The sequence below is a fragment of the Pseudobacteroides sp. genome (assembly GCF_036567765.1).
Lineage (GTDB): Bacteria > Bacillota > Clostridia > Acetivibrionales > DSM-2933 > Pseudobacteroides.
This window is the reverse complement of the sequence record NZ_DATCTU010000004.1, coordinates 153,526-166,610: the sequence shown is the minus strand read 5'-3', so window position 1 is coordinate 166,610 and position 13,085 is coordinate 153,526. Positions and strand designations below refer to the sequence as shown.

Sequence of the window (13,085 nt, the reverse complement as noted above, 5' to 3'; positions counted from 1 at the left end):
AACTGATTGGTCCATATTGACAGTCATATATTTCTAATCTTTTGAGGAGGTTTGAGGATGCAATACTGGAATTCCACCTATGAGTGTATGCCAAGAGAAGAGTTAAGGAAGGTTCAGAGTGAGAGACTTGTTGATATAATAAAAAAGATATATCACAACGTACCCTTTTACAGATCAAAGATGCAGAAACAGGGCATAGAGCCTGGAGATATCAAATCTGTAGACGACCTAAAAAAGCTGCCGTTTACTTATAAACAGGATTTGAGAGACAATTACCCTTACGGCTTATTTGCAGTACCGATGAGTGAGATTGTAAGAATACATGCCTCTTCAGGTACTACCGGAAAGCAGACTGTTGTAGGGTATACCAGAAAGGACATAGATACCTGGGCTGAAGTAATGGCAAGGACTCTTACATCCGCAGGTGCCAACAGAGAATCCTTTATTCAGGTAGCTTACGGCTATGGTCTGTTTACAGGCGGACTTGGTGCACACTATGGTGCTGAGAGAGTAGGAGCATCCGTTATTCCTATATCAGGCGGAAATACTTCAAGGCAGCTCCAGATAATGAAGGATTTTGGAACAACGCATCTTGCTTGTACTCCATCATATGCCCTTTATCTTGCAGAGGCCCTTGAAGAAGCAGGCTTTAAAAAAGGTGATTTGAAGCTTCGGGCAGGGGTATTCGGTGCAGAGCCCTGGTCTGAAAATATGAGAAAAGAAATTGAAGACAGGCTTGGCATCTTAGCAATAGACATATACGGACTTAGCGAGATAATCGGACCTGGCGTGGCAAGCGAATGCCACTGCAAGGTAGGTATGCATATACAGGAGGACCATTTCATACCCGAAATAATTAACCCTGATACAGAAGAGGTTCTTCCTGCAGGGGAAAAGGGTGAACTAGTATTTACAACCATCACTAAAGAGGGTCTTCCTCTCATTAGATATAGAACAAGAGACCTTACAGTCCTCAATACTGATACCTGTGATTGCGGAAGGACTTTGACAAGAATGAATAAAGTTACAGGCAGAACAGACGACATGCTTATTATTAGAGGTGTAAACGTTTTCCCATCCCAGATTGAAAGCGTTCTGTTGGAGATTGGTGAAACAGCACCCCATTACCTGTTAATCGTTGACAGAATGGATAACCTGGACTTACTTGAGGTTCAGGTAGAAATGACTCCGGGACTGTTCTCCGATGAAGTCAAGAAGATTGAAGAGATTGAAGGAAAAATTAGAAAAGGTATTGAAAGCACTCTTGGAATCAATGCGAAAATAAGGCTTGTTGAACCAAAAACTATTGAAAGAAGCGAAGGTAAAGCAAAAAGGGTTATAGATAAGAGAAAAATGTAATCCGATTAAAATGCATAATAATTATCGCAAAACATATAGTATTTGATAGACAAAAATAAAAAATAGGAGGGTTTGGTATGCTGGTAAAACAAATATCTGTTTTTCTGGAAAACAAGTCGGGAAGGCTTGCAGAAGTAACTAAAACTCTTGGTAAAGAGGGAATAGACATAAGTGCATTGTCTATAGCCGATACAACGGATTTTGGGATATTGAGGCTTATAGTTAACCAGCCTGAAAAGGCAGAAGCAATTTTAAAGGAAAACGGTTTTACAGTCAGCAGTACAAGTGTTATAGCGATTGCTGTACAGGATAAACCCGGAGGATTGGCTTCTGCACTGGATGTATTGGAGAGCCAGTCTATTGGAATTGAGTATATGTATGCTTTCATTGGAAAGACAACAGATGAAGCTCTTGTCATTTTAAGGGTTGAAGACTCTGAAAAGGCTATTCAAACCTTGGAAAACAATAATATAAAGGTTATTTCTTCAAAGGATGTCTATGATCTGTAATTATACAGAAATATTGAATTTTTCACGAACACAATCAATGTTTATAATAAGGCTGCTGCATTTATGTACTTTGCAGCAGCCTTATTAGTATTTCAAGTTTTATTCATATCATATAGCAAGGATTGAAAGGATGATTAAATATGAAAAAGGAAGTACTTACAACAAAAAAGGCTCCTGAAGCAATTGGTCCATATTCACAGGCAATTAAGGTAGGGGATTTTATTTACACATCAGGTCAGATTCCCATTGAGCCTGTAACAGGTCAAATAGTGCCGGGTGGTATCGAGGCACAAACAAAACAGGTTCTCGAAAACATAAATGCAATTCTAACTAATGCTGGAAGCAGTTTTCAAAATGTTATTAAATCAACAGTCTTTGTAAAGAACATGAATGATTTCACTGCCATAAATAATATATACGGGCAGTATTTTAAAGAGCCCTATCCTGCAAGATCTCTGGTAGAAGTTGCAAGGCTTCCTAAAGATGTTCTTATTGAAATTGAGGTTATAGCCTTAGTGTAGATAAAAAGTTATAAATCTTTTAATAAAAGTAAATCAGTATAAGCAAAATAGTTAATTATTTGACAATTGAATGAATTGCTGATTTTGAGGGCGATTTGTTATAATTTTAATATATGATTTTTTGCTGATATTAAAATACTTCACAGATTCAATTATTTGTGGAGTATTTTAATGCCTAGGGAATTATGGTATATTCTATACCAAATTTCTCACAGCAACATATATAAATATAAAATTATAGGAGGTAAGTATGTATAAGTGGAGCAAGTTACACAAAAAAATTGCTTTTTTTCTTTTGATCACGTTTACCGTATCAATTACCGTTTTGCCTCGGACTGTTTCGGGTGCGGCAGACTTCAACTATGGTGAGGCCCTTCAGAAGGGGATAATGTTCTATGAGTTCCAGCGTTCGGGTAAGCTTCCAGACAATATGAGGACCAACTGGCGTGGAGACTCTGGAATGACCGACGGTGCAGATTCCGGGTTGGATTTGACAGGCGGATGGTATGATGCGGGAGACCACGTCAAATTTAATCTTCCGATGGCGTATACAGCTACCATGCTTGCATGGAGTGTTTACGAAAACCGCAGCAGCTATGAAAAGAGCGGACAACTTCCTTACATACTGGATAACATCAAATGGGCAACTGATTATTTGATAAAATGCCATCCAAGCCCCAACGTGTACTATTATCAGGTAGGTGACGGAGGGCCTGACCATAATTGGTGGGGACCGGCAGAGTGCATGCAGATGAAGAGACCTTCCTATAAGGTAGATACTGCAAAGCCGGGATCGGCTGTTGCAGGGGAAGCAGCAGCAGCACTTGCGTCAGCGGCAGCCATATTTAAGGCTACAGATCCGGAATACTCGGCTTTGTGTCTAAAACACGCAAAGGAGCTTTTTACTTTTGCCGATGCAACAAAGAGTGATGCAGGATATACCGAAGCTGCAAATTTCTACAAGTCATGGAGTGGATTTTACGATGAGCTGACATGGGCTTCCATGTGGATATACCTTGCCACTAATGACGAAACATACCTTAAAAAGGCTGAAAGCTATGAGCCAAATTGGGCAAGGGAAAACCAAAGCACTACTATAAAGTACAAATGGGCACACTGCTGGGATGACAAGCTTATGGGTGCGTTATTGCTTCTTGCAAGGGCTACAAACAAGCCGCTCTATAAGGAGTGCTTTGAAAGGCATCTTGACTATTGGACAACCGGAGCCGGTTCAAACAGAATTGCTTATACCCCTAAAGGTTTGGCATGGCTTGATACATGGGGGTCATTAAGGTATGCAACAACCGAAGGTTTTTTAGGAAGTGTTTATGCTGAGTGGTCAGGAGCCAATGCTACAAAAGCTGCAACATATAAAAGCTTTGCAAAGAGCCAGATTGATTATGCGTTAGGAAGCACAGGAAGAAGCTTTGTAGTGGGATTTGGGGTCAACCCTCCGCAGCATCCTCACCACAGAACAGCACACGGCTCATGGTCCGATCAGGACACTGTTCCAGATTATCATAGGCATGTTTTGTACGGTGCACTTGTAGGAGGACCAAATGCATCTGATGGTTACACTGATGAAATAAAGGATTTTACATCCAACGAGGTTGCATGCGATTATAATGCAGGCTTTGTTGCCCTATTATCATATATGGTAGGCAAGTATGGCGGAACTCCAATACCAAACTTCAACGCAATAGAAAAGCCAACCAATGATGAATTCTTTGTTGAAACATCAATCAACGGTAAAGGCGATAACTACATAGAAATAAAGTCATTGACCAATAACAGGTCTGGATGGCCTGCTAAAGTGTCAGACAAATTATCCTACAGGTACTATATAGACATAACTGAAGCGGTTAATGCAGGGTTTAAGGCAGAGGACATGGTTGTTTCAACAAATTATAATGACGGAGGAAAGGCATCAAGCCTAAAGCCTTATGATGCAGCAAAGAATATATATTATGTTGAGGTTGACTTTACAGGAACCAAGATTTATCCTGGAGGACAGTCAAATTACAAAAAGGAGGTTCAGGTAAGGATTGCCGGACCAAAGGATACCAAGTTCTGGGATAATACAAACGATTTCTCCTTCCAAGGTGTTGCACCACAAGGAGAAACACCTAAATTGAATAAGTATATTACAGTTTATGACAACGGCGTGAAGGTTTTCGGTACCGAACCAAACGGTTCTGGAGTGCCAAGCCCAACGTCATCGGTTAAACCAACAGTGTCGCCAACAGTATCACCTACAAATACACCTGTTCCCTCCGGAACTCCTGTAGTATCAAGCAGACCCATTAGCGGATATGTAGACGGATCAGGTTTCAAGGTTGAACTTGAAGGAACACAATACTATTCAACATCCGATTCAAACGGATACTTTATTATTAATGACGTTACCCCTAATTCATCCGGATATACGGTTAAGATTTCCAAACCTGGATTTTTAGCCAGAAGGGTTACTACCAAAATTCCAATAAACTACTACAGTATTTCTATATCAAGTAAAAGCAACCCTATAGGCTTAGTAGAGGGAGACTTCAATGATGATGGAGCTATAAATATGGGAGATATAATACTATTGGCAAGATACTTTAATACTACGACTGGCCAAGCGGGTTATGATTCTAAGTTTGATCTTACTAAAGATGGTGCACTCAATATGGCTGATGTTATGAAGCTTGCCATACGTTTCGGAATGACATCAGAAGATTATGCACCTATTTATGTTCCTCTTCCTCAGGGATGATGCAGATATAGACAGCCACGTTTTTTAGACCTATGTAATAGTATATTACTAGGAATAGAATAATGTGGTTATGAAAATGGAAATATTGAGACTGGGCTCAACAGGGCCAAATGTGAAACTGATTCAAAGCCTTTTAAGACAGATTGGTTATAATATTGAAGCGGTTGACGGGGTTTTTGGAAATAATACAAGGCAAGCAGTGGCTAGCTTTCAAAGGAATAATGGGCTTACCTCGGATGGAATTGTCGGGCCTGCAACATGGGCTGTTTTTGATAGGTTGTTACTGGGCTATGACACTTATGTTGTTAGGCCCGGTGATTCTCTATACAATATTGCAAGGAGGTATTACACTACCTTAAACGCTATATTGACTGCCAATCCCGGAATAAATCCAAGTGCATTAAGGATTGGTCAGCAAATAATTGTGCCTTATGGTATTGATGTTGTTTTTACAGATATTGACTACACATATGAGATTCTTGAGAGACAGATAAGAGGGCTCAGGGTGAGGTATCCCTTTATAGAAATTGGTGTTGCCGGAAAAAGTGTTTTGGGTAAAAATTTATACTACATTAGACTTGGACGAGGTACAAAGCAGGTGTCCTACAATGCTTCACACCATGCAAATGAATGGATAACAACGCCTTTACTGATGAAGTTTGTTGAAAACTTCTCAAGGGCTTACTCTGTAGGTGGATTTTTAGGAGGATATAACGTTCCCGACATATGGAGGCAGACGAGTATCTATATTGTGCCAATGGTTAATCCTGATGGGGTTGATCTGGTAAATTACTGGCCTAATTATACCAACCCTGCTTATGTGGAGGCAGCAAGAATAAATACAACAGGACGACCCCTTCCAAGTGTATGGAAGGCAAATATTAGAGGTGTTGACATAAACCTCAATTACCCTGCAGAATGGGAAAAGGAGAAAGAGCTTGAGATTGAAGCAGGAATAACGGGACCGGCACCAAGAGATTATGGAGGGCCTGCACCATTATCAGAGCCCGAATCTAATGCCATGGTAAACTTTACTAGAAACCGGAATTTCAGGTTGGTTATAGCTTACCATACTCAAGGTGAGGTAATATATTACGGCTTCCAAAACCTTGAGCCGCCTGAAACACAAACTATTGCACAGCTATTTGCAAGAGTAAGCGGGTATGCAATATCAAATAATCCGGCAGAAGCATCATATGCAGGCTATAAGGATTGGTTTGTTCAGGATTTTAGACGACCGGGATTTACAATTGAGGTTGGACGGGGCGTTAATCCGATTCCCGTTACACAATTCCCGACAATTTATCGTCAGAATGAGGAAATACTTATATTGGGAGCATTGGTATAGCTAAATAAAAAGGCTGCGGCAAAACTATTAAAGTTGTTTGCTGCGGCCTTTTTTATAGATACCAAAACCCAAAAGCCATTGTTCATGTGTGAAAATATGGAGTATTCTATACCCCTCTAATATAATTATATCATGTATTGTTTTTTAAAAATAGACTTATATTAAGCATTGATTCTGTGTATCATAGATTGTATGTATTATAGGAACAGGAGGAATATGATGATTACTGACAAAAAGACTTGGGATTATGAAAAGGCCTACCTGGACAGAGTTATCGACGAAATAAGGAAACAATTTGATAATGGGATTAATGCTGCAAGCAGCTACAAAAAAGAAGCCATCGAGCTGCAGAAGAGTATGTGGGAAGATGTTAGATGTGCACCTACCGGTTTATCTGATCTGGAGGGTGCTGCTCAGATGTGGCAATATCAGGTGGAGTTGTCTAATCAAGCACGAAAATACAAGTTTTCAAATGAGAAGGTAAACCGTCTTGAAAAGATGTATCAAGGCCCATACTTTGGAAGAATAGACTATATTGAAGATGGCGAAGAAAAAGTAGAACAAATTTACATTGGTATATACACATTAAGCACAAACAATAACATGGACATTCTTGTTTATGACTGGAGAGCACCAATTTCCAGCATGCTCTATGATTATGAAATTGGTTTATGCAGCTATGAGTGTCCAGCAGGTTCTATAAACGGGGAAATGATGCTTAAAAGACAATACAAAATCCAAAATTCCAACATAGTTTATATGTTTGACAGCAGTCTAAGTATTAACGATGAAATGCTGAAAGAAATTTTAGGAAAAAGCACGGATAATAGAATGAAAACTATCGTGACCAGTATACAAAGAGAACAAAATTCTGTTATAAGGAATAGTCAAAACAGAATACTTATAGTAGAAGGTCCTGCCGGCAGTGGTAAGACATCTATTGCACTTCACAGAGCTGCATATCTTTTGTATAAATACCGGGAGAGTATAAAATCGGAAAATATTCTTGTTTTTTCTCCGAACCATGTCTTTGAGGATTATATTTCCAATGTTTTACCTGAATTAGGTGAAGAGAATATAAGAAGAAGCACATTTATGGACTTTTTTGCAAATATGTTTGAGTCCAAGTTTCGAATTGAATCTATGAATCAACAAATGGAATATATACTGTCAGGCAATCATGATAAAACAAGATTACGTTGCATTAGATTCAAAGCCTCATTAAAGTTTCTAAACATATTGAAAAAATATATACAACATGTTGAAAGCGGTTTGTATACTGAATTTAAAGATTTAATTTACAATGGTACCCTTATTATTTCTGCTGAAGAGATATTTAGCACCTTTAAAAATGATTATAGTCTTTTTTCCTATGCACAGCGGCTGGAAAAACTTCGTCAAAGGCTTTTTTATCTTCTGGAGCAATACGAGGAAAAGAGGGTCAGGGAATTATTGGAGAAAGAAATGTTGGAAGACAATACAATTAGTGAAGAAAAGAAAAAAGTGGCAAAACAAAAAGCAAGGGAGGAATTTGAAGCAGTTAAAAATGAAATAATTAAAATGACATCTTTTGATATTTACATGCTATACACTGAATTATTCAGGAATATGGAGTCATTTGCCGAGCCTTCTGATAAACAGGAAAGTGAGGAACTCAGTAGTCTGGCTAATTATACCATTCGACAATTAGGGCGGGATATCATCCATTATGAGGATCTGGCACCAATTATATTGCTAAAAACGGTACTTGATACCGTAGATAATACAAAATCCTTAAAGCATGTAATTATTGACGAGGCTCAAGATTATACAGCCCTTCATTATGAGATTATAAAGAAAGCTTTTGATCATTCCAACATTACTATTTTAGGCGACTTGAACCAGTCTGTTAATGGGTACATGAATATTGGAAGTTTTGAAACTATCTCAGATACATTCAATATGAAGGATACTAAAAGTATTAAATTAACAAAAAGCTATCGTTCAAGCAAAGAGATAGCGGATTTTTGCAAGGAAATCCTTATGTCACAAAGCAACTTGGAACAGCTAAATCGACATGGAAGTAAACCAAAAATCATAAAAGCTGATAAAAGTAATATATTTAAAAGAATATCTGATGATGTTACTGAACTAAAGGACAAGGGCTGTAAGCTCATAGCAGTTATATGCAAGACAGCAGGCCAATGCGAAATGTTATATAAATCAATAAAATCATATGTGGGTATAAGTCTTATTTCCAATCAAAATGAGGTTTATCGCGGGGGTGTAGTGATAATCCCGTCCTACCTGGCTAAAGGCCTTGAATTTGATGCTGTTTTAGTTAATTCAATTGAGGATACGGTTTATTCTCAAGAAGAGGATAGAAGGCTTCTATATACTGTATGTACAAGAGCTTTACACGAGCTGTATTTATACTACTCTGACACAATGTCTCATTTTATAAAAAACATAGGGGAGGAATATTACAATATAATTTCTTAAACATAACATACACATCAAAAAAAGCACATCGAAATGTGCTTTAATAATATCTGTGCTATCTACTAAAAAAAAGAGGTATAAGGAAATATCATATTACCTAATTTCCTTTAATTTATCTTAAAGAGCTATAAACAGAAGCTTTTAATGGCGGCCTGGCAATCATAGTATCAAACTTTAGACCCACGGCTTTGCGTCATCTTCTTTCAAAGACTTTGCCCTGTTTCATAAGGTTCTACTTATATCTCCTTATACCTGTTAGTAGGGGAATTATTTAACCTCAATATTATTATATCACATCCCAATGTAAAAAGTAAGTACTTTATATAAAATAAAGCATAGTTTTTATGTTAATTATGATTAACCCAAAATTACTTGTTCTTTTTGTTGAAGTCTTTTATATCCAGATTCTTGTCAATCACATCCCGCTCCTTCAATGTCTTCACAAGATTGTCAAGGCTGATTCCGAATCTTGAGGCAATATCCCTGGCATAGCTGTTGCCGAGAGGAGGACCTGGAATTATTTTATATGTCCGTATGGCGATTTCGTTATTGTTCTTTATGGCATCCTCTACATTGTATACACCGGATACTAAGCTTATAACCCTGCTGTCTCCGAGCTTGTTTTTATTAAAAAAGTCAAGATCCAAGGCAAGGTCGTGCAAGTGGGTTGCAAATACTGCCCGCACACCTAGAAGCTTTAATGCACATACGATATCCTTTGCAATGTATAAGCTTTCGCCTGCACTGGTGCTTGATAGAGATTCGTTTAACAAAACAAGACTATAACGAGTCGCCTTTTTAAATATTTCCTCTAATCGTTTGGATTCTTCGCCAAGCCTTCCCAAGTTTGAATCGGGTTTTTCCTCTGTTGGGAAATGGGTGTAGATCATGTCAACCGGACTAATTTTAGCCTTGGCAGCAGGAACATAGAGGCCTATCTGTGCCATGATTTGTGTAAGACCGATAGCCTGTGTGTATGTGGTTTTTCCACCCCTGTTGGGTCCTGTAAGAATGAAAATACGCCCGCTGTTATCAAAGTTTACGTCATTTGTGACTATCATGCTGGTCAGAAATACTGAGGGCTGCTTATAATGCATGAACAAGGCCAGATTTATATTGTATATTCCTTCTACATTGAAAACACGCTGTTCCTTTGAAACAATTTCCGGCTTGCACATGTGAAGCCCAAGGGCCTGTATCCTTCCTATAAATCTTGCAGATCCTATAAAAAATTTCAGTTCAGGTTCCAATTTTGCCAGAAAACCGGAATTGATTTTTGTAAAGTAAGCAATTTCAGAAGATATGGGCTTAATAATGTTTTCGAGAATAGGCTTAAGGTCATTAAAGAGAGTTTGCGTAAGTGCCATGCTGTTTATTGTGTCCTTACCCTTAAAGTATGAATTTTTATGGGAGAGGAGCTTTAATGCTGAGGCAGAACTATTGTTGGGATCCCAATGAACCGTAGCATCATCAAGGCTGTGAAGTTCAGAAATACCTACAAAATCATCCTTATGCTTTTTCTTATTAAATATTTTTTCTAAAAAGGGTTCTCCTTTAAACTTTTGCTTGTTAATTGAAAGCAGAGTTGCTTCAACAGGTCTTAGCTGAGCATCAAGGTTTATGCCGACAGTTACGCTTGAAAGGCCTTCGAAGTTGGTACGAAGTTTTGGAAGCCTTTCAGAAAGCGATCTGAATATGGTTGAGTCCATAGTGTTTTTAAGTTTGTTCTGAAGCCTTGTAAGACCTCTTGATTTATTTTTCTTTTTGCTGTTTGCCAATAGTGAGTATAATTGTTGTACACACTTCACATAGAGATCCAACTCTCCCAAACGTTTAACTGCTTTTAGAAGTTGAGACTCCTCAATACCCTTGTTGATCGTTATATCGGTAAGTTCTGCCAGCATTGGCAGCATACCTTCAAGGCCGTTAACGAGATCAGGGTTGTTGACAAAATCTTCTATTATTTCAAGTCGGTAATTTATTATTTCAGAGTCGTCTGTAAACATAGACATAAGGGCTGGAGCATTTAATTTGGATCTGTTGTTAAAATTTAGGGCTTTTGCCAACTCTTCCAAAGCAATATCTTCAATCATGCCATAATTATCAGGCAAGTAATGGTTTTGGATTTTATCCTCATCCGGCCAAATAAGGCTAATTTGTTCCTGTATAGATTGTATATCCATTCATATAGCTCCCTTGTTAAAAAATAAAACTCAATGCAAGGCCTAGCAGCACTTTTATACGGTTAAATATAGCTTTTAATTATTCATTCTATCTATGTGTATTAAGCTGTATATTGATTGAAATTACTGAAGCGATTGTTTGTGAAAAAATACCTTTAACATACCAATTTTACTCCAAAATACACATGGAGTCAACAATTTACCCTAATATGTCTTTACTTTGAAATGTAAATCTAAAAAAAATTTGAAATATTAATACAAGATGCCTATAATATATATAAAGATAACGACCTTATATGAAAAGTGTTATTAAAAGACAAATAAAAAAGAGGAATATAATATGGGGTATAAAAGTTTTGATGAGATTAATGAAAAAATTAGAGCAGGGAAAGCAGTAGTAGTAACAGCAGACGAAATTATTGACATTGTAGAGGAGAAAGGGCTTAAGCAAGCCGCAAAAGAAATTGATGTGGTTACGACAGCTACATTTGGGCCTATGTGCTCAAGTGGTATGTTCATCAACTTCGGACACTCGGATCCGCCTATTAGAATGGGGAAGGTGTGGCTCAACGATGTACCTGCCTATGCAGGGATTGCAGCAGTAGATGCATACATAGGTGCTACGGAATTATCCGAAACAAAAGGAATGGAGTATGGGGGAGCCCATGTCATTGAGGACTTGATTTCAGGAAAGGATATAAAGCTCTATGCTGAAAGCTACGGTACAGACTGTTATCCCCTGAAGGAAATAACCACATATATTAATAAAAACAATATCAACCAGGCGTTTATGTTCAATCCGCGTAACGCTTACCAGAACTATAATGCAGCTACAAATTCTTCAGAAAAAATATTGTACACATACATGGGGACTTTACTTCCGCAAATGGGTAATATTACATACAGCACTTCGGGGCAGTTAAGCCCGCTTTTGAATGATCCCAACTACAGGACAATAGGTATCGGTACCAGGGTGTTTATAGGGGGAGCACAAGGGTATGTAGCGTGGGAAGGCACTCAGCACAACCCTGAGCAAAACAGGGGAGAAAATGGTGTTCCCGTAGGATCATCAGGAACACTGGCACTAATAGGGGATATCAAGAAAATGGACAGAAGGTTTATCCGGGCTGCCGTTTATGAGAAATACGGTATCAGCATGTTTGTCGGAATAGGGATACCGATTCCTGTTCTAGATGAAGAAATTTTAAAATATACTACTGTACGGGATAGTGAAATATTTACAAACATATATGACTACAGCGTGCAGAAAAGATCAAGGCCTGTTATAAAGAAAGTAAGCTATGCGGAGCTTAGGAGCGGAAGCGTAGAAATCAACGGAAAAATTATTTCTACAGCACCTATGTCCAGTCTCAAAAAGGCACGTGAAATCGCCGAGCTTCTAAAGCAGCAGATCAGGACAGGTGAGTTTTTGCTTACACAGCCTGTTTCAAATATTCCAAGGGAAAACAGGATGAGTTCTTTAGATGTCAGGGGGGAGTCAAATGAAAAAGATTAAGGTATCGTTAATATACCCTGCAGGAGATGTAAGTAAACCGATAACATACCACCTGGTGAGGGATTTTAATCTGGTAATAAATATACTGCATGCGGATATAAGTTTAAATAAAATGGGTAAGCTGGTGCTGGATATAGAAGGTGAAGAACAGGATATTGAAAATGGACTGAAATTTGTAGAAGAGCAAGGTATAAAGTACAAGCTCTTTACCAAAACAATAATATGGCAGGAAGATGATTGCATACACTGCGGTGCCTGCACAGCGGTTTGTCCGTCAAACGCACTTTCAATGGACAAGTCTGACTGGAGTCTTACTTTTGATAGGGAAAAGTGCCTGATTTGCGAGCTTTGTGTGAAGTCATGTCCACTAAATGTAATGTGTGTATCAATCTAGACAGGATGCGGTTGGTGCT

Annotated in this window: 9 protein-coding genes and 1 riboswitch; of the genes, 8 read left to right on the top strand and 1 reads right to left on the bottom strand. The window is 38.3% G+C overall.

Annotation, left to right across the window (positions count from 1 at the left end; translation table 11 throughout):
- Positions 1–57 precede the first annotated feature (57 nt).
- From VIO64_RS00770 to helD, 6 genes are all read left to right on the top strand, one after another.
- Positions 58–1,359 (top strand): phenylacetate--CoA ligase, encoded by a 1,302-nt coding sequence (locus VIO64_RS00770; protein WP_331914244.1) that lies wholly within the window; start codon positions 58–60, stop codon positions 1,357–1,359.
- Positions 1,360–1,436: 77 nt separating this feature from the next.
- A complete protein-coding gene (locus VIO64_RS00765; RefSeq protein ID WP_331914242.1) occupies positions 1,437–1,868 on the top strand; it encodes an ACT domain-containing protein in 432 nt (143 codons plus the stop codon).
- 140 nt (positions 1,869–2,008) lie between these two features.
- Positions 2,009–2,389 (top strand): RidA family protein, encoded by a 381-nt coding sequence (locus tag VIO64_RS00760; RefSeq protein WP_331914240.1) that lies wholly within the window; start codon positions 2,009–2,011, stop codon positions 2,387–2,389.
- A 250-nt stretch (positions 2,390–2,639) separates the two neighbouring features.
- Entirely contained in the window at positions 2,640–5,144 is a 2,505-nt protein-coding gene (locus tag VIO64_RS00755; protein WP_331914238.1) for a glycoside hydrolase family 9 protein, read from the top strand.
- 76 nt (positions 5,145–5,220) lie between these two features.
- Positions 5,221–6,492 carry a M14 family metallopeptidase gene (locus tag VIO64_RS00750; RefSeq protein ID WP_331914236.1) on the top strand — a complete coding sequence of 424 codons (1,272 nt, stop codon included), beginning with the start codon at positions 5,221–5,223 and terminating at the stop codon, positions 6,490–6,492.
- 219 nt (positions 6,493–6,711) lie between these two features.
- The gene (gene helD / locus VIO64_RS00745) at positions 6,712–8,973 is read left to right on the top strand and encodes an RNA polymerase recycling motor HelD (protein WP_331914234.1); all 2,262 of its coding nucleotides are present in this window, start codon (positions 6,712–6,714) and stop codon (positions 8,971–8,973) included.
- A gap of 143 nt (positions 8,974–9,116) precedes the next feature.
- A riboswitch (cyclic di-GMP riboswitch) is annotated at positions 9,117–9,200 on the bottom strand.
- 141 nt (positions 9,201–9,341) lie between these two features.
- On the opposite strand, the gene VIO64_RS00740 is transcribed toward helD, so the two are convergent.
- A complete protein-coding gene (locus VIO64_RS00740; protein WP_331914232.1) occupies positions 9,342–11,156 on the bottom strand; it encodes a MutS-related protein in 1,815 nt (604 codons plus the stop codon).
- A 340-nt stretch (positions 11,157–11,496) separates the two neighbouring features.
- Between VIO64_RS00740 and VIO64_RS00735 the strand changes: the two genes are divergently transcribed.
- Complete coding sequence (locus VIO64_RS00735; RefSeq protein ID WP_331914230.1) at positions 11,497–12,672, top strand: homocysteine biosynthesis protein; 1,176 nt, start codon at positions 11,497–11,499, stop codon at positions 12,670–12,672.
- Complete coding sequence (locus VIO64_RS00730; RefSeq protein WP_331914228.1) at positions 12,659–13,066, top strand: NIL domain-containing protein; 408 nt, start codon at positions 12,659–12,661, stop codon at positions 13,064–13,066. The genes VIO64_RS00735 and VIO64_RS00730 overlap by 14 nt, the downstream gene beginning before the upstream one ends.
- Positions 13,067–13,085: the final 19 nt, after the last annotated feature.

Coding starts and splice junctions, on each gene's coding strand:
- VIO64_RS00750 (WP_331914236.1), top strand. CDS start 5,221: ATGGAAATATTGAGACTGGGCTCAACAGGGCCAAATGTGAAACTGATT.
- helD (WP_331914234.1), top strand. CDS start 6,712: ATGATTACTGACAAAAAGACTTGGGATTATGAAAAGGCCTACCTGGAC.
- VIO64_RS00740 (WP_331914232.1), bottom strand. CDS start 11,156: ATGGATATACAATCTATACAGGAACAAATTAGCCTTATTTGGCCGGAT.
- VIO64_RS00760 (WP_331914240.1), top strand. CDS start 2,009: ATGAAAAAGGAAGTACTTACAACAAAAAAGGCTCCTGAAGCAATTGGT.
- VIO64_RS00770 (WP_331914244.1), top strand. CDS start 58: ATGCAATACTGGAATTCCACCTATGAGTGTATGCCAAGAGAAGAGTTA.
- VIO64_RS00735 (WP_331914230.1), top strand. CDS start 11,497: ATGGGGTATAAAAGTTTTGATGAGATTAATGAAAAAATTAGAGCAGGG.
- VIO64_RS00755 (WP_331914238.1), top strand. CDS start 2,640: ATGTATAAGTGGAGCAAGTTACACAAAAAAATTGCTTTTTTTCTTTTG.
- VIO64_RS00765 (WP_331914242.1), top strand. CDS start 1,437: ATGCTGGTAAAACAAATATCTGTTTTTCTGGAAAACAAGTCGGGAAGG.
- VIO64_RS00730 (WP_331914228.1), top strand. CDS start 12,659: ATGAAAAAGATTAAGGTATCGTTAATATACCCTGCAGGAGATGTAAGT.